Here is a 19,980-nt window from a genome sequence, read left to right as displayed (position 1 = left end):
CGATCCGAAAGCGTTGCGGCTGCTTGCGGATCGCGCTGGAGGAGATCGACGCCGCAACGGCCCCGCTCGACCCTGAAACATGGCGGGCAGCGGGCCGTTCGCCTCGTGTCATGAACTACCCGGTGGATCCGGTTTCGCCGTCGCCCGCACGAGCGCCGTCTGCCGGCACGTTGGCGTAGTCGACCCCGGGAAAGAGCCTAATGCGGCTCTCATCGACGCGGACCCTGGCCGGCCGCGGAGCGTCGTCCGAGAGGCGGCACAGCACGTCCGCTTCACGGCGGCCGTCCCTGGTGGTGTGCCAGGATCGCAACTGGCCGAAGCGGCGTTTCCCGTCGGCGGTCTCTACGAACACGGGCGGGTCCGGTGCGCGTCCCGGTCCCTCGGTGACCTGGGCGAAGAAGCCTTCCTGGCGCAGCCGGGTGCACAGGTCCACCAGTGAGGATGCCTGGGTTCTTCCCAGTTCCATGCCGATCTCGAAGTGCTCTTGAAGACCGAGGGAGGACAGGTTCGCGCTGCCGAAGTAGCCGGTGGCGCGGTCGGCGACCACGAACTTGGCGTGCATGATGCCGGGGTTGGCCCCGGTCCACCAGTACAAGGACGTTCTTCCGTAGTCGGCGCAGTCTTTGACGAGGTCGGTCAGGGGTTGGGCCCGGCTGCTCGGGTCGTGGGCGTAGAAGTGGACGGCGACCTGGCGCTCGGCGACGGCGGGCAGCAGGACCTCGCGCAGTAGGTCGCAGCCGTGGCGGTTCCAGAAGGGGCCGCCGATGTGGAGTTCGCTGTTGGCTCCGGCGATGACGTCCTGGACTAGCAGGTCCAGGCGTCGGACGGGGGGCGCTACGAGGTGGGCGGCGGCTCGGGGGGTGGTGAACACCAGGGGGCGCTCGGATGGTGGTGCTGCGGGCGGTGGGTCAAGGCCGTCCAGGACGTCCAGGAGCACCTGGAGTTGGGAGAGGCGGGCAGGGACGAGCCCTGCGTGCCGGCCTGAGCCCAGTAGGCCGCACTCGGCGGCGAGCTGGCGTACGGCGGTAGCGTGATCGTCTGCGACCCCGTGGACGCGGAGGGCGTCAAGGGTGTCGGCTCTGGCGATCTCCCGTGTCCATTCGGCGGCTGCCGCGTAGCTGCCCGCGAGGCGCTCCAGGAGCTGGGCGAGCGGGACCAGCGGTCGCAGTTCGTCGGTCATGTGTGGCTCGAGGCGGCGGTGTGGCGGAGGAACTCTGCGGCGAGGCCCCGGTCGAGGTCGTCGTTGAACAGCTGGCAGCCGAAGGTGAGGTAGACGCAGCGTTCGCAGCATCGTGGTGAGGACTGATGGCACAGCGGGTCGTTCTCGCAGCTGAGCACGGAGTCGGCGGTGCTCTCCAGCCAGCTGAGCACGCGGTTGCTGAGCAGGGTCCACAGTGATCCGAGGGTGAATTCACGGACGTTGTCGGCGTAGATGGCGACGGTGAGTGCCTTCGTGACGACCCATTCGGCGAGCGTGTTCTCGGCCAGTCCTACTTGGCCGTCGTCCAGGGAGCGAAGCAGGAGGTGGCCGAGGGTGTGGATGACCGTGTGCACGGTTGCTGCCGCGCGGGCGGCTTCCGGGTCGTCCTGGTCCGTGAACAGTTCCAGCAGCCGCCGGCGGGCCGCCGATTCGTCTTCGGCCACCCCGGCGGTGAGTCCTTTGGCGTTCAGGAATGACAGGACGGAACGTGCGGAGAAGGTGACCAGGAGGGCTTCGGTGTCTGATGCTGCGACGTAGACCGGGTACTTTCCGTCGTGGTGGTACTTGTTGTGGAAGCCGGTCAGGACGCCCCGTTCGGGCTCGTGCTCTTCTCTGGTGTAGCCGAAGGCGACTCGGGCTACGGGGAACTCCCAGGTGACGGCGATCTCCGCGATCCCCAGGGTGCGGGCCTGCTCGCGGGCGCGTTCCGTGGTCTGCTGGGCCAGCCGGTCCTGGAGCTCGGCGAAGCGTGCACACTGGTCGTCGAGGGTAATGCGCTGGATCTGGGCGGGGTCGAAGACGGCTGCGCGTTCCACGAAGGGGCGGTCTGCACCGAGCAGTTCCCACCGCGCGTTGTCGGCGTCCGTACTGGGCAGAGCAGCCAGGCCGCTCTCCTCGGGGCCCATCATTCTGCGGATCTGCTCGATTGCCTCCTCCCCCATGTTGATCTGGCGCAGTTGTTGTTCTTTTTGCTGCCATTCCTGCGGGGACAGGCGTGGCACCGTGACGGTCTGGGCGGCGTCGCCGAGGCCCTGGGCCGTGGAGTCGATCAGGTTGAGGTAGTGGGCGGCCGCGATCCGGCCGCGCTGGGGGTGGCGTTGGTACTGCCGGAACTCGGAGTTGTCGATGTTGACGAGTTGGAGGGCGTGGACCTGGTAGGCGCGGGTGTCGTTGAACGTCCTTGCCCGCATCATGGCTCGGCCGGCGGCGTCCTTCCATTCGCAGCCGCAGGGGGACTGCGAGGTGCCCTGGAGCTTCGCGCCGCCGCAGCCTGGGCCGACGCAGCGCCAGAGGGCGGTGACGAAGCTTCCCGTGTTCTCAAACACGATGTGGTCGTAGCCGTGCGCGGGAACACGGCACTTGGGCACGTACATGGGGCGGATGCGTCCGCAGTTGTGCGCGTTGAAGTACGGGAGTTGCCGCAGCGGTGCGCTGCAGGTGCGGCACCGGGGGTCGGCCGCGAGTTGCTGGGCCTTCGCGTAGGTGCGCACACGGCGGCAGGAGCGGCGGACGCATTCGAGGACGAGCGGGAACACCTCGAAGCGGACGAGGTCGGGACTGACCAGGACGAAATTCTGCCGCAGTCGGCCCTGCGGCACGGGCAGGGCGGCTCTGGCGTCTTCGCTCCAGCGCTCCAGGTAGCGGGAGATTTCGTCATAGATGACGTCTTCGTTGAGTTTTTTGACCACGTCCCCGTCGACTGCCTGGACCCTGCCTCGCAGCCGCTGTTCGTGGCGGAAGACCGCACCGGGCAGGAAGGCGGTCATGGCCTGGCTACGGCTGCGGTTCATCCTCGCCCCCCTTGCTGTCGGCAGTGTTGGTGGCGAGCGCTTTGAAGGCGTCCTGGCTGCTGGTCAGTGACTGGAACGCTGTGCTCTTGTCGATGTCGCGGAAGCTGGTGAGCGGCTGTTGGAGGAACAGGTAGGCGGTGCGCTTTTCCTCTGCGCCCTTGTTGAGGTTGGGGCGTTCCTCCTGCCGCCAGGTGTCCATGATCCGCGCAACGAGGTCGTTCTCCAGGCCGCGCCCGTTGACGCCCTCCACACGCTCGCGGTAGCAGGCTGGGATGCGTCGTTCCAGCCAGGGGTCGAGAAGTGGTCGTTGGGCGCTCCACCAGCGCTTGAAGTCTTTGGAGTAGTCGGCTCCTTCCGGTGGTGGCTTCAGCGCGGGGTCACGGGCGGCGTCGTGAAGCAGCGCCAGCACGATGCCAGGCAGGGTGCGTCGCGCTGCGAAGTAGGCGTACTTGTTGACGGGCACGGGGGTGACCATGCGGTCGAGCAGGCGGTGGTAGCTCAGGAAGTTGGAGAACATGGAGCGTTCGCGGCGCGAGACGGGGTCGTAGACGGTGACGACGAGGCCTGCGTGGGTTCGCCCGGCCCGGGCGGTGACCTGGATGTAGTCGGCGGCGGTCGGCGGCATGCCGGCCAGGACCAGGAGGTTGAGGCGCTCGAGGTCCACCCCGTGGCTGAGCACGCTGGTGCCGACCAGGGCACGCAGCCGCTCTCCTCGCGGGGTGTCCAAGTGCTCGCGTTGGACCCGGGCGATGGCCGCGGCCAGGTCGGGGACCGGGACTTCGCCGGTGAGCACCGCATGCTCGACGCGGTCGAGTCCGGCGTGCTGCAGGTCGTCGGAGAGCTGGCCGAGCTCCTCGTCGAGCTGGGTGCCGTGCTGCTTGCTGTTCACATAGGCCAAGGAGACCTCGTAGGGGAAGAGGAGCCGTGGGAGGTCCGAGTCGGGCAGCCCGTGCAGGGCGAGGCGCTCGCGCAGGGCCTTGGGCTCCTCCTGGAGCCGGGCGATCTCGGTGAGGAGCTCGCCCTGCACGATCGCGGCGACGTCGGCTTTGCGGCGCTTGTGCGGGAGCACTCCGATGTGAACGCGCCGGAAGTCGGGCCGGGTCGTGGTGTAGAAGCTCTCGCCGAGTGTCCATCCCGGTGCGGGGAAGGCGCGGGGACGGCGGCCGTAGAGCTGGCGGAGCTGGTCCTGGTACTGCTCGATGGTGGCGGAGGCGCCCAGTACCTTGCTGGGCAGGCCGCTGCCTGCTCCTGACTGGAGTTCGGCGATCATGCCTTCGTAGTGCGCGTTGAACGCGCCGAGCTCCTCCTTGAGGAGGTGCATCTCGTCCTGCACCGTCAGTGCCGGTACCGGGTCCTTGATCGGGCGGGCCGCCGGGTAGCCGCCCTTCGGCGCGGTGCAGTGGTCCGGCCCGGCCGAGCAGACTCCGAAACGCGGGAAGGAGAAGTAGCCGTGCTCGGCGCAGCGGTGCTTCGGTCCGTGCTGGAACGCGGTGAACTCGGGGAACCAGCTGTGCCCGGTGAGCTTGTCGACGGTGGAGATGACGATCGCCGGCAGGGTGCGGTAGACCTCGACGTCGCTCACGTGCAGAGGCAGGATCCGCTGGCAGGCGGCGCACTCGTGATGCAGGCGGACCGCATCGATGTCCAGGCGCAGCCGTACGCTGTCGCGCTCGCAGTAGGGGCAGGTGATCACGAGCCGGTCGCGCAGGTGGTCTTCGGCGAAGGTCCCCGCCCGGGTGGCGGCGGCCTCGGTCTCCCAGCCGCGCCACCAGCCCCCATCCCAGTGGAGATCGTTGGGGCTGCCCGTGCCGCCGGCGAGGTAGCCGAGCGCGAACGGGTCGTCGTGGGGGGATCCGATCCGGCGTTCGACGCGGAGCTCCTCGGCGGCGATCAGCATGCGCAGGGTGCGGTCGAGTTGCTGCACGCTGAGCATGCGCAGCGGGAAGCGCAGCCAGGCGGTGACCCCTGCGTGCTTGCCTCGCAGCCGGTCGTAGAACAGGGCTGTGAGGATCAGTCCCAGGTACGCCTCGGTCTTCCCCCCGCCCGCGGGGAACCACAGCACGTCGGTGTGGTCGAGTTCAGCGCGCAGGTCCGTCCGCTGCGGGTGCTCGCGCACGGCGAGGGCCGGCAGGTGGGAGACGATGTAGACCAGTTGGAAGAGCCGCCAACTGTCGTACGGGCGGCCGTCGTTGACGCGGGCGAAGACCTCGTTGGCGAGCCGGAAGGCATGCTTGAGGTCCGGGTCCAGGTCCAGGCACTCGCGGCCGAGGCCGAACCGCCTGGCCTCGTCGTCGAACTGGGCGCGGTCGGCTTCGATGGCCTTGTGGTGCGGCAGCTGCTGGGCGGCACGGCAGGCGGCGGCGAACTCCCGGGCGTAGCGGGCCATCGCGACCTCGACGGAGTCCAGGATCGGGGTCGGATCGTCGGCCAGCTCACGCCACCGCGGGTGTCGCACCCCGGCTTGGCGGGGCACGACGGTGCGTTGGACATGGATGGGCAGGGTCTCGGTCCGCAGACCGCTGCCGTGGGGAACGGCTGCGCAGCCGGTGCCGCGACCGATCACCTCCGCCAGCTCCTCCAGGCGGTAATCGCGGGGGGCGAGGTGGAAGCGCTGGGGCACGATGCTGATGCCGTCTCCGGGGAAGACCGCGAAGCGGCAGTCGTACACGGAGAGGTCCTGCCAGTCGCTCTGCGCCGTATCGCTTTGGTTGTGCAGGGAGACGCGTATGAGGTGGTCGCCGCCGTCCAGGGCCTGGGCGTGCGCGGACAGCACCAGTTGAGGTGCGCAGGGGGCGGTGTCGCGGTCCAGCAGTGCCGCGACGTGGCGGTGGAATGCCTCCTCGTCGGCCATGGCCTCCGCGGGGAGCACATTGCGCCTGCGCCGCCCCTGGCGGCTCTGCGGCCCCGCGGTGAGCGGGCGACGGGCCTCGGGGCGGGCGAAGTGCGCGTCCACCGCTCGGCGGACCGCCCGGTCCAGCACCTGCTGGGCCTCGCTGAGCGCGTGCGGATCGAGGTCGCCTTCCCCGAGCGGCACTTCGATGACCAGGTCGGGCACGTGGACGTCATGGCGGCGCCAGACGCCCAGCAGCTCTCCCGGCCGGGCCTGTGCGCCGGAGGGGTCTTCGTCGCCGCGCAGGTACTCCATGTGCTCGGCGTAGCTGGCGATGTCCTCCAGGTACAGGGCGAATCGGCAGTGGACGGCGAGTTGTGCGGTCCGGCGGCCGGGGGCGGTGCCCACCCGGAAGTCGAGTGCCAGGACCGGGGGCGCCTGTGTGCCGCGCAGGGATTCGACGGGCCGGCGGCCCGGGTCGGCCGTCGCCTCGTCTGGTGCCGGGGGCTGTTGCGGCGGGACCGCGACGGCGGGCAGCACGCCGACGACGACGTGGTCGCGTGGTGTCCACGGGGGTTTGTGCGGCGCTCCGCTACGGTCGGCGAGCCTGTCGGCGAGGACCTGCGTCAGGTGGTCGATCAGCACCGTCTCCCGCTGGTTGTCCGCAGCGCTGTCGGGGTGCGGCGCCAGCGGGTTGTTGCGGGCATCGTTCACGGCGCCTCCTGTGGTGAGCTGCTTGCGCTGCGGGGGCCTGGCACGCGGCCCAGGGCGGTTGTGGACACGCTCTTCTGGCCGCCGACGCTGCGGACGACGACCAGGTCGAACTCCTCGAGGACCTCCGAGACGTCGATCCCGGAGCACAGTGTCTTCAGCTGGCGCAGCGCGGGGCCTTCCGTGCCCCGTGCGGCCTCGGTCATCGCCGCCGCCGCGGTGTGGCCCAGCGCCCGGTGTAAGCGGCGTAGTTCCTCCGCCATGCGGGCCAGGCGCTGCCAGGTGCCTCCTGCGGTCAGGCGGGTGTCCCGGGCCAGCAGGGCAACCCGGTGGATGTCTTGCGGGTCCTCCGGGGCAATGACGCTGCCGTCGGCCCATTTGCTCACCGCCTGCCATGACGAGACCTCGCTCCCGAGGTTCTTCAGGGCGGTGAGCACGTTTGGCCACGACCCTCGTTGCTCGTGCACGGTGGTGATGGCCTGGCGGAAGAAGCCGATCATCGTGTCCATGGCGGTCACTTCGGCGCTGTCGTGCATCACCATGACGAGCCGGTCGTGGAGTCTGGACTGCCCGTCGCCGCGTGCGCGCAGGAGCCGGCTGCCGGGGGTGAGTGCGGTCACGGGCACCCTGGCGTAGCGCTGGCCGATGAGGACGTCGACCTGCTCGTCGCTGCGCAGCCAGAGCACTGCCCCTTCGGGTTCGGTGAGCACGGCCGTGGCCGGCACCGGGTCGTCCGCGGCCGCCACCGCTGTGGCGCTGCGGCCGGGGTCCGCCGAGGTGCCGATGGCCCTGGCCGGGGCGTCGTAGTCCTCGAAGAGCGCTGAGAGGTCGAGGGCGAGCCGACTGTCGTGCTGGGGCGGCTCTTCTGGTGCGGTGGACGGTCTGGAGAGGTCGACGGGGCCGTACGCGACGGGCAGCGGGGGCGTCACCCGCTCTGGTACCTCGCCCAGCCTCAGCACCGCGGCGGTCTGGCGTATCTGCTCGTGCCAGCCGTGCAGCGCCAGGTCGGCTGAACGTTCCAGCCAGGTGTACTCGCTTTGCTCTACAACGGCGAGGTGTTCATCGGCAGCACCGGAGAACAGCACGCCGGTGCGTGAGGCCGCGGGGACACCGAGGTGGAGCTCGAGCCTCGGCGAGGCGTCCCAGGGCAGGCGTTCTGTATAGGGCATCACATGCAGCGTTCCGGCTCCCCTGCTGGCGGCGGGCCCGGACCGGGGAGCGAGCAGCAGGGAGTCGGCGTCGCCGCCGAGCGTGTCGGCCAGCTCCTCGGCGACAGCGGCGGCGGCAGAGCGGGAGCGGGTGCGGACGAGAACGGGGACGTCTGCCCGGTCGGCCCGTGCCCAGGCGATCAGCGCAAGCAGCAGGTCCCGGCGGGGGTTGTCGTCGTAGAGCAGTTCATACAGGTCCAGCACGCTGCGCCGGAGGTCGGGCCATTGGGTTTCGCGGAACAGCCCCCACGGCCCGGCCCGGCCCTCCAATGTCCCGCGGGACACCGACCGGGCCAGCGCCCGTGCGCCGCTGCCGCGCCCCATCAGCACCTGCCAGGCGTCTTGCTTTCCGATCGAACCCCAGCTGCACCACAGCAGGTTGAGCAGGCGCACGGCGTCGGCGATCGGCTGTGGCCAGGGCTCCGACGTGTGGATACGCCGTGCTGCAACCACACCCGCCACGACGGTCCGGTACAGCTCGGCGAGCTGCTCGTGGCGGTATACCGCCACGCTTGGTGCGGCTGCCGGGCGATGGGCGAGGAGGGCGTTGCTGGTCAGGGGGCCGTATGCGGAGCGGTGTCCGAGGGTGTGCCGCACGTCGGTGCGCAGCGCGGGAGTCCACGGCCATTGGGTCCAGGCCCTGCTGCTGCCCGGCTGGGTGCCCAGGTCGGCGACGCCTACGACGCGAGCGGCGTCGTGCTCGCTCGCCCAGGCCAACGCGCGCTCCCAGGACTGGTCGTTGGCCATGCTGGTGCGGTCGATGACGACGGTGCCGACGCTGCTCCCCAGTGAGGGCCTGCCGAGCGCGGTGTTGAGGTAGAACAGTCCCGAGGGCGAGTCGACAGCCCTGGTGATCCTTCCTTGGAGGTCAACAACCCGCCCGTCACCGCGGATTCTCTGCATGCGCAGGGCTCGCGAGAGGTTCTGTCGGCCGATCGCGAGCTGTGCCAGCCGTACGGTGACGTTGGTGCGCAATCCGACGACAACCACCGGTCCGTCAGGGACCGGACAGGGCGATCCGCCGGTCAGCTCTGCGCCGCGCCGTATGAGCTGGAGGTAGATCCCGATCAGCACGGCCAGGTCGTGCCGCCCGCGCGGGAGTCCCAGGTACACGCTGTGTTGGTCGCTCGATAAGGCGCGGGACAGCAGGGTCAGGGTGGCGCGGTCCAGTGGACCGAGATCGACGGTGCGGCCGCGGTCCGTCATGCGAAGGGCCTGCACGCGCTCGAAGAAGTCGGCCGGGTCTGCGTCGGGAGGGACGAGACAGTCCAGATACGTCACGCGTGCCATCACCCACCTGGTATCCCCCCACTACCTGCCGTTACAGTAACGCACGTTGACAGGCCGTCACCTGCTCCTGCCCAATCCGAGGGCGGTGGATCCGGGTTCGGACCACCGGGGGCGTACACATGAACGAGAAGCCAGGGGCGGGCCTTCCCCCGGTGTCACTTCTCGAGGCCGGGCCGGCGCCAGTGGAGTGGAGCCGGATCGCCGAGCACGAGTCGTGGCGCAAGGAGGTGCACCGGCCCGCGACCTACGTGCACAAGTGGTGGGCGAGGCGCCTGGGCAGCGTCGCACGCCACTTACTGTTGGCTGCGGTGTCCGGGCCGGACGACTCTGTTGCGGACGCCGCGGCCAGGCTGCGGGGGCTCGTCGTCTATGATCCATTCGCCGGATCGGGCACCACCCTCGTCGAGGCGGCCAAACTCGGGGCCGCCGTTGTCGGTCGCGACATCAACCCCGTCGCGACGCTCACCCAGCGGCAGGCGCTGCAACCATGGGATCTAGAGGTGCTCGCGGACCTCTTCGGGCAGGTCGTCAGGAAGTGCGCCCGTCCCGTCCAGGAATTGCACCGCACCGCCTCCAACGAACCGGTCCTGCACTACTTCTGGGTCGCCCTCGCGTACTGCCCGGAGTGCGGCGAGGACGTGGAGCTCTTCACCACCCGAGTGTTCGCCCGCCATGCATACCCGCGCCGATTCCCGCGCGCCCAGGCCGTATGCCCGGGCTGCCGGGGCGTCTGCGTCACCGACCTGAGCAAGGACGAGAGGGGGCACTGTCCCGCCTGCGGCATGGCCTTCTCGTTCCAAGGGGCCGCCCGTGGAAGATTCATGACGTGCCGTCACGGTCACCGCACCCCTGTCATTGCCGCGCTGAACGGCGCCGTCCCGGAGCGGCGCATGTACGCGAAGCTGGTGCTGCGCGCCGACGGCCAGCGTGAGTACCGGGCGATCGACGACTTCGACCTCTGCCTGTACGACAAGGCAGCAAAGTCCCTCGCCGACACATCCCCCGATGAGCTCGTACGCCCGCTCGGCGCGCTGGAGGAAGGCGTCAGCACCATCCAGGCGCTGCGCTGGGGGTACGACTCCTGGGAGCGGTTCTTCAACGAGCGCCAGCGCTACAGCCTGGGACTGATCGGCGCGGCGCTGCGTGATCTCCCCGGGGCGTCCGCGGAACGCGAGGCGCTCATCGCATCGTTCGGCAGAACCGTCGAACACCACAACCTGTTCTGCTCTTACAAGGGGGAGGGCACCGGCCCGGTCCGCTCGGTCTTCCACAACCACGTACTGCGACCGGAGCGGTGCAGCGTCGAAGGAGACCCCTGGGGCGCCCAGGGGGGATCGGCCGGGTTCTCCGGGGTGCTCACCCGGCTGCACAAAGCAGCCCAGTACAAGAGCACCCCGTTGGACTTCAGGGCCGAGGCCGGCCGGATCCTCGCCGTCGACCAGTCCTCGCTGCCCGTCGCCCGCCCCCTGAGCACGACGTGGCAGCAGTTCGTGCGGAATCCCGCAACGGCCTACACCACCACCGGCGACGCCTCACAGACGGATCTCCCCGACAACAGCGTGGACCTCATCGTCACCGACCCCCCCTACGTCGACAACGTCCACTACTCGGAACTGGCCGACTTCTTCCACGCGTGGCTCAGCGCCATGCGCCCCTACCAGGGCTACCCGGACATGCCCAGCACCCGGGCCGTCCAGGAAGTACAGAACGCCGCCCCTGATGGATTCCAAGCCACCGCAGCCCGTGTCTGGCGCGAGTGCCGGCGCGTCCTCAAGCCCGGCGGCTGCCTCCTGTTCAGCTTCCACCAGTCGCAGACCACGGGCTGGTGCGCTCTTATGCGGTCGCTGTCCGACGCCGGCTTCACCGTTACCACGACCCGCGCCGTGATCGCCGAAGTGGCGACCAGTCTCTCCAAGACCGCAGCGGCGGAGCCCAACCGCATCGACGTCATCGTGCTGTGCCGGGACGCCGCGGGCACGTCTGCCGGGGCAGCCCCCGACCTCGACCAGGCCGCCGCGCAGGCGCTGTCGGAAATCCAGGGTCTTAGGGGAGCTGGGCTGCGGGTGGGTCCCGGCGATGTCCGCACCGCCGTACGCGCCGCGGTCTTGGCGACAGGAACACGCCAGGTGGCCGCCGACTGGGAGACCCTGCAAGCAGAGGCAGACCAGCGAGCCACGGCGGCGGTAGCGGAGTTCAGCACCACCTGACTCCCCCGGTGCCGGTGCCTGCCACATCCCGGCCTGGCCCAAGCCAGCCAGGAGGACCGGGGACGGCCCCAGCACGCGGACCGCCCGCCGGCGACTGCCCTCGCACTGCTGCCAGTCGCCTGCCCAGGAACAGCGGGCCGCGTCGCACTGCTCACGACCGGCACTATGGTCCGGCTCAGAGCCCGAGGCGGTCCTGCGGCGGCGTTGCGCGGAAGAAGGCACGCAGGGGTTCATCGATAGCGCGTTCGCGGCCGGTGCCGGCAGCAGCAGCGTCGAGGAGGGGGGCGAGGTCTTCAGTGTCGCAAGGGGTGAGGACGAGCCAGCGCAGAACAACCTGCCGCACGATCAGCCTGAGGTCACGCAGGGCGGCCAGTTTCTCGCTCTCCTCCTGGTCCTTGAGGACGTCCCCGTGCACGTACTTGGAGCGCGCGCTGTACGCCTCCTGCACAATTGTCTCGACCTGCTGGCGCAGGGACGGGGTAAGGAACAGGGCGGCTGCACGGGACCGGATCCTTTCGCTGACGCCCTCGTGCTTGTCGTCGGGGCTAGCCATCAGGGCTTCCAGCGTGATGACGTAGTCCAGGTGCAGCTCGTCGGCCTCCTGCTCCCACACGCCGTAGTCGCTGTGAGTGCGCTGGTGGGCCTGCAGCAGGTGCCGGGCCGCGCGCTCCAAGCGCAGGGCGCGCCTCCTGGGCAGCCTTCGGCTGCTGGTGGCGCCGTCCATGACAGCGTCGATCTTTGCGGTCACGGCGGCGCAGAAGGCTTGCAGGCGCGGGAGTTGCGCCTGGGTGACGTGGAAGGTGCCGGTCTCGCGGACCTCGACTTCCTCCTGCCTGCCGTCATGGTCCTCGTAGATCTGGAGGGTGGTGGGCACGTGGTTTGGGTGCAGCCCGAACTCGCGGCCGCGCTCAACATCGAACACCGCGTTGACATGCAGGAGTTCGGGACTCCACAGGATCAGCGGCAGCAGCGCCCTCCAGTGCCGGGCCTCCGGCCGCGGGCCGGTGAAATCGAACCAGGGCGCGCCACTGCGGTCCGAGGCACGGTCCGGATCGGGGGCGTGGACGAACGGCGCACCAGCCAGGAGACGGAGGTCGAGCCCGCCCGGCTGAAGGCCGTGGAGGGCCGGCATCGGACCCAACTGCCTCAGCTCGTCAGCGGTGAAAGTCTGCAGGGTGTACCGGCCCAGCGGGATCCGTGTCCCCTCGGGGAGTTCGCCGCTCAGCAGCAGCCAGTCCTCCACTGCCGGCGCGGGCGCCGTACAGAAAGCGACGAAGCTGTCCGCAACCTCTTCCACCGGCACCGTCGCCCCCTGGGCAACCAGACGGGTCGCGTCCCCGAGCCCTGATCCGCCCAGGAGCGTGGACCATCGGGGCACCCAGTCACCATCGGCCTTGCCGTACAGGTCGCGGTGTTCGGATTTCGGCGCGGCGCCCACCACCGCGTTGACCACGGCATCGAACTCCGGCTGCGTCGACAGCGCTACATCGGTGATCGCCTGGGGTATCGAGGGCAGGTCCCGTGCCTGTTCAAGCCAGGCGAGGACGGCCTGACGCAGCGGGAAAGTGTCTTCCATATGGTACGAAAATAGCGCACCCTTGCCGCCCGCCACACCCAACCACCAGGCCACAGCTCCCGGCCTGAGCGGCCGTTCCCGCGTTGTTCGAGCATCGAACTCCGGGGCACCCGTCCGCCAGTGGCCCTACCTGTAGTACGCCCTCACTCAGCAGTCGTAGCTCTTGAGCGTCTTCGAGGCACCGGTGGCTGACTTCAAGTAGTCGTTCTCCGACTTCAGGCTCTCATTCTCCGCCGTCGACTCCGCCAACTGCACGACCAGTCCGGCAGCCATGGACAGGAGCCCCTCGTGCTTCGCCTGGAGCTCCTCATGCTCTTCCTGAAGCCCCTTGTACTTCCAGGTAAGGACCCCGATGGTGGTGGCGGCCAGAACGCTGGCGCCGACCTTAACCGCGACCCTGACTTTGCCGAACTTACCTCCGGCTGGCCCGGCACCGTCCTTGCCGATGCAAACGTGGCCCGTCTGGTGCGAGTGCTGTTGCGCCTCGCCGAGATGGTCGCTCTGATACGAGCAAGATCCGCATTGGTAACGGGTCATCAGTCGTTCCTCTCCCCCAGGGAGATGAGCCTGCCACAGGTCACGTGCCTCCGGCGGCCACTTCGTGATCCTCCGTACGCCCACCCACGCTGAGGGAAGGACGCGCACCTGCACGGGTGGCGCGCCCCTGGTTGTGGGCTAAGCCGTCAACCTTCGCAGGAGGGCCCATGGCGCGCCACGGGTACCTTGTTCAGGTCTCTGGCCAGCGAGATGCGTCGGTTCCAGGCCGAGGAGGTCAGGAAATGGAGCTGACGCAGGTCCAGGTAGCAGCGCAGCCGAAGGCCGAGCTCGCCCGCGTCCTGGGTCGTGTGCTCCGCTGTTCGCCGTCGCCCACCGGTCGGCAAGCAGCTGCTGGAAGGCGAGCGCGGTGGCGTCGTCGGCGGCCGCGACGTCGACCAGGCCAACCGGCTTACGTGCACTTCGTTCATGTACGGCACTACGCCGGGTGTCCACGGGAGGGTTCCGCCGCAGTGCGTCTTCACTCGGCTGAGTGGCAGGCCCTCGGGGCCGTCGACGCCCCGGTCCAGCCGCGCAGACACAAGGAAATCCCACGCCGATCACTGAACTCGCACTTCAGGACCTCTCCAGCTCCTGCAGCTCCACAAGCCCCCAGTCCAAAGCCGCGCCACACCACAGCCAAATCCGGAAATGATTACTAGATCCCCAGGCCAGCGTTTTGCTCATGGAACCGACGAGGAGACCCGCCCCGCCGCAAGGCGGAGGCGGGCGGGCAGGTGGCGCAACCCTGCCGAAGCAGCGGCAGGAGGAAGCGAGAGACCGTACTCAAACCGAAGCTCTCACGCTTTGCTGTTGTGACGGATCTTCCGGGCCGGAATGCCCGGTGCTGAGAGCCGCTGAGGCTCAGAGCAACGGCTTGCGGCACCCTCTGTGAGGCTCAACCGCCGCCGCGTGCAGCAGTGTTCGCCCAGGCGGCCGTCTCCGTGCGGTCCGGCCCTCGAGGCGCACCCGTCTGCACCTGCCCTGGTGGCATTACGCGGTGGTGGTGCGCACGATGAGGTCGGCGAGCGGCTGCTTCTCGAGGTAGCGCACGGCAGTATGCGGATCGGTGATGCCGTTGCGGACGAGTTCGTCACGGACGGCCGGAGCGACGGCCCCCAGTCCGCTCTGGGCGACCAGGTCACCGGCAGCGTGGAGGTTCAGCCAGTCGATGCCGTCGGGCAGTTCGAGGGCGCCGTCCTGGCCCAGCGAATGACGGATGGTGGGCCAGGCCAGGGGAGATCCGCAGGTGACGAGGGCGGTCAGGCCGTCGGGGCCGGGGCCGGTGTCCTCGCGGGTGAGCATGTCGAAGGCGATGACGCTGCCCAGGGAGTGCGCGATGACCAAGCGGGGTCCGGGGCGGTGCAGTTCGGTGCGGACCTCGGCGCGGATGCGCTCACCGATGTCGTGGTGCAGGTAGCGGTAGACCTGGCGGACGAAGCCGAGCAGGCGCCGCCCCATGTCACGGCCGATCTTGTGATCGACGGCGATCACGGCCTGGGCGACGGGGCGGGGGATGTAGGGGATGCCCGGGCCGAGGGTTTCGGTCTGGAGCTGCTCGGGATCGAGGCCGGGTGGGGCGTACAGGGCGAGGGTCTCGAGGACGAACGCCTCTTCCTGGTCGGTAAAGGGGTCGGCGTCATCGACGAGCGGGGTGGCGGCCTGTGCGCCCAGGCGTTTGCTCGGGTTGCGGAAGAGGTTGCCGTAGTAGGCCACTGTCAGCGGGGGGATGGGGCAGGCGGGCCCGTGGTAGGTGCGCAAGCCCTTGGTCAGGGCACCGGCCCAGTCGGCCGAGAGTTTCACGGCGTTGGTATTGCCCTGCCAGATGCCGTGGATACCGACGATGTGCACGCTGATCTTCCCCCTGGGCCTACTGTCCCGCAGATGCGGGAGTGGTGGCTGCCGGGATCCTATCCGGCCGAGGCCGCGGTCGTGTCGCGGCCTCGGTCTGGCCGGGGTGGTTAGAGTGCTGGGCAACGTGTGCGTGAGGGGGCGTAGTTGAACGGGGTGACGCCGTGGCCTCGGCGGCTGGTGGTCGTGGCGGTCGACGAGTACTTCACCGAGGATGATGCCTTCACCGCGGGGATCCAGCAGCAGGTGGAGACGATCACCGGCTGGCTGGCCGATCCCGCGATGGACGAGGAGCGGCGGTTCGAGGTCGCACAGCCCAAGGAGCTGACGCAGCCGGAGGACTTGCGGCTGTTTTTGACCGAGCAGGAACTCGCGCAGGCGCAGTGGGACCAGGCGCTGGTCGTCTACATCACGGGGCACGGCCTGCGCGGCCAGTCCCGGCGCCATTACCTGACCTTCGGCCACACCTCTCCCGGTCGGCTGCTGGGTACCGCGTTTCCCACCAGCGAGCTGATCACGCAGGTCATGGACAGCGAGGCGGAGCACGTGCTGGTGCTCGTCGACTCGTGCTTCGCCGGCAGCCTCAAGAGCGAACTGGGCGTGCTGTTTGAGGAGTTGTGCGCGCAGCGGCGCGATCTGAAGACCCTCGCTGTGATCACCAGCGGTGATTTCGAGCAGGAGCCGCACCGGGGCGAGTTCACGCAGCTGCTGAAGCTGGCGCTGGACAAGGCCAGGGATGAGTCGGCCGGCTTCACCGCGCCCCATCTGTCGTTCGAGGAATGGGAGAAGCTCCTCAACACGGTCGGGGATGAGAACCCCGCCCTTCTGCGGGCGCTGTGGGTGTGGCCGGACTCGCGCCGCGACGAGCCGAGCCTGTGCCTGCCCAACCCGCGCTATCAGCCGCAGGAACAGGTCGTGGAGGCGTCCCGGCAGCCGGTGTCGCTTTCGGCATCCACCCTGGCGCAGTACTGGCTGGCCCGCGCCTCGGGCCGTACCGATGACGATGATCCGGGCTGGTATTTCAGCGGGCGCCAGACGCTGATGCAGGCGCTGGTGGAGTTCGTTCATGCCGGGGCGGGGGTGCTAGTGGTGACCGGGGCGGCCGGCTCGGGCAAGTCGGCGTTGCTGGCCCGGCTGGTCACGCTGAGCGATCCGTTGTTCGTTACCCGGTTCGCGGACATGGTGGAGGCGGTTCCCGCACCGCTGCGGCCGCGGCAGCGTGCGGTGGACGCGGCCGTGCTGGCGCGGGGAAAGTCGTCGCTGGCGTTGATCGAGGATCTGCTGGCCGCCCTCGGCACCGAGAGAGTCGGGGGCGAGCCACACGTGCAGGCACTGCTGGACCGGGTGGCCGCAGTCTGCGCGGAGGTGCGGGAGCCGATAACACTCGTGGTCGACGGTCTGGATGAGGCGCAGGAACCGACCGCCTGCCTGTCCGACGTGATCGCCCCGCTGGCCCGGCTGCGGAGTGCGGACGGGGAACCGGCGGTGCGGTTGGTACTGGGAATGCGTAGTTCGGCCCAGGACGTCGAGGGCGGCAAGCTGCAGGATGCGGCGGCCGACCAGCTGCTGGGTTTCCTGTACACCGTGCTGCAGGCGGGGATGGGCGAGAGCAGCGTGCCGCTGGACCTGCTGCGCACGGACGGGGCCCAGACCGCCGCCGACATCACCGCCTATGTAGAGATGGTGCTGCAGGCGGCTGCGGACAGCCCGTATGCCGGCCACGCCGCGGCGGCTGCCGAGGTGGCCTCGGTGATCGCGCAGGCCGTGAAGCCGTCGTTCCTCGATGCCAGGCTGGCCGCCGCCCAGCTGAGGTCCGCGATCGGCTGGCAGGACGTGCACGATCCCCTTTGGCGTGGCCGGCTGCTGGCCGGGACGACGGCGCTGCTGGCCAGCGATGTGCGGCAGGTAGCCAGGGACCAGGACATCAGCCTGCCGATGCTGCTGGCGGTGCTGCGGGCCACCGCCTTCGCCCAAGGCGCGGGGCTGCCGTGGGCGGAAGTGTGGCCGGCGGTGGCCGCCGCGGTCCTCGGCCCGGCTGCACCGCCCGCCGACGAGATCGATGCGGTGATCCGCACGGTCCGCCACAGCCGCCTGGTCGGCTACCTCGCCGCCGGTGAGGAGGACGGCCGAGTCACCTACCGGCCCGTCCACCAGCGGGTGGCCGAGGTGCTGTTGACCGAGCCGGGCCTGCTGATCGGGGAGCCCCTTGAGGGCCTTCCTGCCGAATGGGCTGCTGAGATGGAAGGCCTGCGGCCCGTGCCGCAGGTCCACCGTGCCATCGCCGAGGCCTGCGCCCACCTGGCCGAGCAGGGCGGCCGCCTGGCACCGCATCCTTATGTGCGCCGCCACACGGTGGCCCACGCCGAGCTGGGCCACGCTCTGGACGATTCGATCATGCCGGTGGAACTGGCGGTCTGGGAGAGCTCAAGGTCGCTGCGCGGACGGCTGGGCCTGCCGCTGCCGGTGGGTGACCCCCAGCGTCGGGTGCTCACATCGGCCGGGCTGATCGAGCCGTACCTGGATGAGTCGGTGGATGCCCCGTCCCGCTTCAGCAGCCTCTCCTTCCAGCTGGCGACACAGGGGGAGGAAGAGGGCAAGGACTTGCTGCCGGCATCGCCGGCTCCCGCCCGTTCCTTCGGCCCGCGGCTGCGCACCCAGTGGGGGCACTGGCAGGCGCGGACCAACGTGGTGGCGTCCCCCATGGGCCGGGTGCACGCCCTGTGCTCGCTGGCGACGGTGGGCGGCCGCCAACTGCTCGCCGCCAGCACCCGTCACGGCATCGGTGTCTGGGACAGCACAACCGGCCAGCAGCTCACCCACATCGACACCGGTGTGGCTCATGGCCTGACGGTCGCGAAGGGGACCAGCGGGCGTCCTTTCCTGGTGGCGGCCGGGCCCCGCAGCGCGGCGGTGTTCGATCCGCTTTCGGGCCGCCGACTGGCGGGCCTGGAACAGCTCAGTGTGCGCACGGTGGTGGTGGCGCAGGATGGCGCCGACCGGTGGACGATGGTGTTGGCCAGCGGGCGGGACGAACTGGCCCTGTGGAAGCCGTCAGAGGACGTGGTCCAGCTGGTCCGTCTGCCTGACGATCTTCGCCTGCCGGAGCGGCTGACCTGGGTCCGTGACCGGCGGGGCCGGGGCTACCACCTGTGTAAACGGCACCGCGCTGGGTGGGTGCTGTTCAATCCCCTGACCGGCGACGTCCTGCCCCTGCACCTGCCGTTCTCCACTGCCCGGTCCATGGCCGCCGTGCAAGGGCCGGAAGGCGATCTACTGGCCGTGCTGCGCGGCGGCCCGGACGAGCCGGTCTGGCTGTTCAACCCCTTCCAGATCACCGCCCGCAAGAGCGAGCTCTTCCCCACCGATGCCCTCCAGGCGGGCGAGGTGGTCGGCCGGTTGCCCACTCAGGGTCAGCGGCTCGTGGCGCTGGCTGCTCCAGGCGGCGCCAGTGTGGCCGGCATCGTGACGGACGACGCCATCGAGGTGTGGGATACATCCCGGCCCGAGCCGCAGCATATTGGGACGTACCCGGCGTCGCCGCGAGCGATGTTCGCCGGCATTCCCAGCCCGGACAAGGCATGGAAGGTTGCCATCACCGGTGACGAGGGCATCCAACTCCACGGTCCCCGCCCTGCGGTGCAGCGGGGCTCCCGCCCATCACCCTCGCCACGGCCCCGGCAGGCGGCCAAGCCGCAGCGGGTCGCGCGGGCAGCGCACCTGATGGCCGCCCTGCCGTCCGCGACGGGTACGCAACGGCTGGCCGTCCCCACCGGCTCCCAGGTGGAGATCCTGGACGTCGCCACCGGGCAGTGTCTCGACCACTACGAGCAGCCCTCCCCCGTGACCTTCCTGGAAGCCCTGCCCATCCGGGGCGGCTCAGCAGCCGTGGCCGTAGGCGACACCAAGGGCATCCGTCTGTGGAACACCAGAGATGATGTCGCCCGGCCACTGGTGAACGGCTCGTTCGAGCAAGCCCGCTGCTGCGCCGTGCAGCTCCCGGATGGGCAACCCGCTCTCGTGGTGGCCGACCGCAGCGGGACGATCATTGTGGATGCCGTTACCGGCGAGGTAAGACCGCTCCCCGGCACCGGGCCGGTCAGCGCGCTGCTGGCGCTGCCGTCCCCCGCCGGCAGCTGCCTGGTGGCGGGGGCGGTGCGCTCCCGGCTGCTGGTGTGGGATGCGGCCGGTGGCGAACTCGTCGAGGAACGCACGCTGCCCTACCGCAACACAGTCACCGCCTTGTGCCTCGTCCCCCTACCCGAAAATCGTGTCGTGGTGGCCATCGCCACACCTCATGAGATCGCGTTCTGGGATCCGCAGGGGTGGAGCCGGATGGGCCGTATCGACACCCCGTACACCGCTGTGATGACCGCACTCCCCCAGCCCTCGGGGTCATGGCTGCTGGCAGCCGGCAACGGCACCGGCATGCGGCTGTGGGACCCTCTCACCGGACGCCTCGTTCATAGCCTGCTCACCGCGGCACCGGTCACCAACATCGTGCACACTGCCGGCGATACGCAGCATGTGCACATTGCCGGGCCGGCAGGACTTGCCACCCTGGACTGGCCGCTGAAGGCAGAACCGTCGTAGGGACGCTAATGGCCCGCTGATGACGTGTCACCGCCGATGGCCCGCGGGCCGGGCCCCACGCGCTTGGGCAGCAATGCCTCGTCGAAGGCTCGAGATCCGGTCCGCTCGTGTCCTGGCGCCGCTGCGGGCCTGGGCAAGACATGCACGGTCAGCACATCCTCGAGCGGGGCGTTCGTGGCGCAGGCGCCCGCC

Annotated in this window: 10 protein-coding genes and 1 pseudogene; 2 read left to right on the top strand and 9 right to left on the bottom strand. The window is 69.6% G+C overall.

The features are described from left to right. Nucleotides 1–115: 115 nt before the first annotated feature. The 4 genes from M8J74_RS19135 to M8J74_RS19120 are packed head-to-tail and all read right to left on the bottom strand — an operon-like array spanning nt 116 to nt 9,030. Entirely contained in the window at nt 116–1,180 is a 1,065-nt protein-coding gene (locus M8J74_RS19135) for a phospholipase D-like domain-containing protein (RefSeq protein WP_093600474.1), read from the bottom strand. Further along, nucleotides 1,177–2,991: a DUF8724 domain-containing protein gene (locus tag M8J74_RS19130; RefSeq protein WP_143041107.1), complete on the bottom strand. Its 1,815-nt coding sequence runs from the start codon at nt 2,989–2,991 to the stop codon at nt 1,177–1,179. The genes M8J74_RS19135 and M8J74_RS19130 overlap by 4 nt, the downstream gene beginning before the upstream one ends. Beyond that, nucleotides 2,975–6,535, bottom strand: a complete 3,561-nt coding sequence (locus tag M8J74_RS44845; RefSeq protein WP_093600468.1) for a helicase-related protein — start codon at nt 6,533–6,535, stop codon at nt 2,975–2,977. The genes M8J74_RS19130 and M8J74_RS44845 overlap by 17 nt, the downstream gene beginning before the upstream one ends. After that, nucleotides 6,532–9,030 carry a DISARM anti-phage system protein DrmE domain-containing protein gene (locus M8J74_RS19120; protein ID WP_093600465.1) on the bottom strand — a complete coding sequence of 833 codons (2,499 nt, stop codon included), beginning with the start codon at nt 9,028–9,030 and terminating at the stop codon, nt 6,532–6,534. The genes M8J74_RS44845 and M8J74_RS19120 overlap by 4 nt, the downstream gene beginning before the upstream one ends. A gap of 119 nt (nt 9,031–9,149) precedes the next feature. Here M8J74_RS19120 and M8J74_RS19115 point away from each other — a divergent pair, with 119 nt between their 5' ends. Further along, nucleotides 9,150–11,237, top strand: a complete 2,088-nt coding sequence (locus M8J74_RS19115; protein ID WP_249837596.1) for a DNA methyltransferase — start codon at nt 9,150–9,152, stop codon at nt 11,235–11,237. Between the two features lie 175 nt (nt 11,238–11,412). On the opposite strand, the gene M8J74_RS19110 is transcribed toward M8J74_RS19115, so the two are convergent. The 5 genes and pseudogenes from M8J74_RS19110 to M8J74_RS19095 form a co-directional block, all read right to left on the bottom strand. After that, the gene (locus M8J74_RS19110) at nt 11,413–12,813 is read right to left on the bottom strand and encodes a HEPN domain-containing protein (RefSeq protein WP_249837595.1); all 1,401 of its coding nucleotides are present in this window, start codon (nt 12,811–12,813) and stop codon (nt 11,413–11,415) included. Between the two features lie 147 nt (nt 12,814–12,960). Next, complete coding sequence (locus M8J74_RS19105) at nt 12,961–13,350, bottom strand: hypothetical protein (RefSeq protein WP_093600456.1); 390 nt, start codon at nt 13,348–13,350, stop codon at nt 12,961–12,963. Nucleotides 13,351–13,496: 146 nt separating this feature from the next. Next, nucleotides 13,497–13,778: a DUF6207 family protein gene (locus M8J74_RS44550; RefSeq protein ID WP_308406069.1), complete on the bottom strand. Its 282-nt coding sequence runs from the start codon at nt 13,776–13,778 to the stop codon at nt 13,497–13,499. After that, a pseudogene (locus tag M8J74_RS44840) lies at nt 13,720–13,902 on the bottom strand (hypothetical protein); the annotation flags it as partial. The pseudogene M8J74_RS44840 and the gene M8J74_RS44550, both read right to left, overlap by 59 nt. Before the next feature lie 438 nt (nt 13,903–14,340). Next, nucleotides 14,341–15,198 carry an alpha/beta fold hydrolase gene (locus M8J74_RS19095; protein ID WP_093600681.1) on the bottom strand — a complete coding sequence of 286 codons (858 nt, stop codon included), beginning with the start codon at nt 15,196–15,198 and terminating at the stop codon, nt 14,341–14,343. A gap of 156 nt (nt 15,199–15,354) precedes the next feature. Here M8J74_RS19095 and M8J74_RS19090 point away from each other — a divergent pair, with 156 nt between their 5' ends. Next, on the top strand, nt 15,355–19,788 hold the full coding sequence (locus M8J74_RS19090; RefSeq protein ID WP_372500212.1) for an AAA family ATPase: 4,434 nt from the start codon (nt 15,355–15,357) through the stop codon (nt 19,786–19,788). The last annotated feature ends 192 nt before the right edge of the window (nt 19,789–19,980 follow it).

The sequence above is a fragment of the Streptomyces panaciradicis genome (assembly GCF_023516615.1).
GTDB lineage: Bacteria > Actinomycetota > Actinomycetes > Streptomycetales > Streptomycetaceae > Streptomyces > Streptomyces panaciradicis.
This window is presented reverse-complemented; position numbering and strand designations above follow the sequence as displayed.

Excerpts from the sequence above, each read along its gene's own strand:
- M8J74_RS19135 (WP_093600474.1), bottom strand. The coding sequence starts at position 1,180 with ATGACCGACGAACTGCGACCGCTGGTCCCGCTCGCCCAGCTCCTGGAG.
- M8J74_RS19130 (WP_143041107.1), bottom strand. The coding sequence starts at position 2,991 with ATGAACCGCAGCCGTAGCCAGGCCATGACCGCCTTCCTGCCCGGTGCG.
- M8J74_RS19120 (WP_093600465.1), bottom strand. The coding sequence starts at position 9,030 with ATGGCACGCGTGACGTATCTGGACTGTCTCGTCCCTCCCGACGCAGAC.
- M8J74_RS19115 (WP_249837596.1), top strand. The coding sequence starts at position 9,150 with ATGAACGAGAAGCCAGGGGCGGGCCTTCCCCCGGTGTCACTTCTCGAG.
- M8J74_RS19110 (WP_249837595.1), bottom strand. The coding sequence starts at position 12,813 with ATGGAAGACACTTTCCCGCTGCGTCAGGCCGTCCTCGCCTGGCTTGAA.
- M8J74_RS19105 (WP_093600456.1), bottom strand. The coding sequence starts at position 13,350 with ATGACCCGTTACCAATGCGGATCTTGCTCGTATCAGAGCGACCATCTC.
- M8J74_RS44550 (WP_308406069.1), bottom strand. The coding sequence starts at position 13,778 with ATGAACGAAGTGCACGTAAGCCGGTTGGCCTGGTCGACGTCGCGGCCG.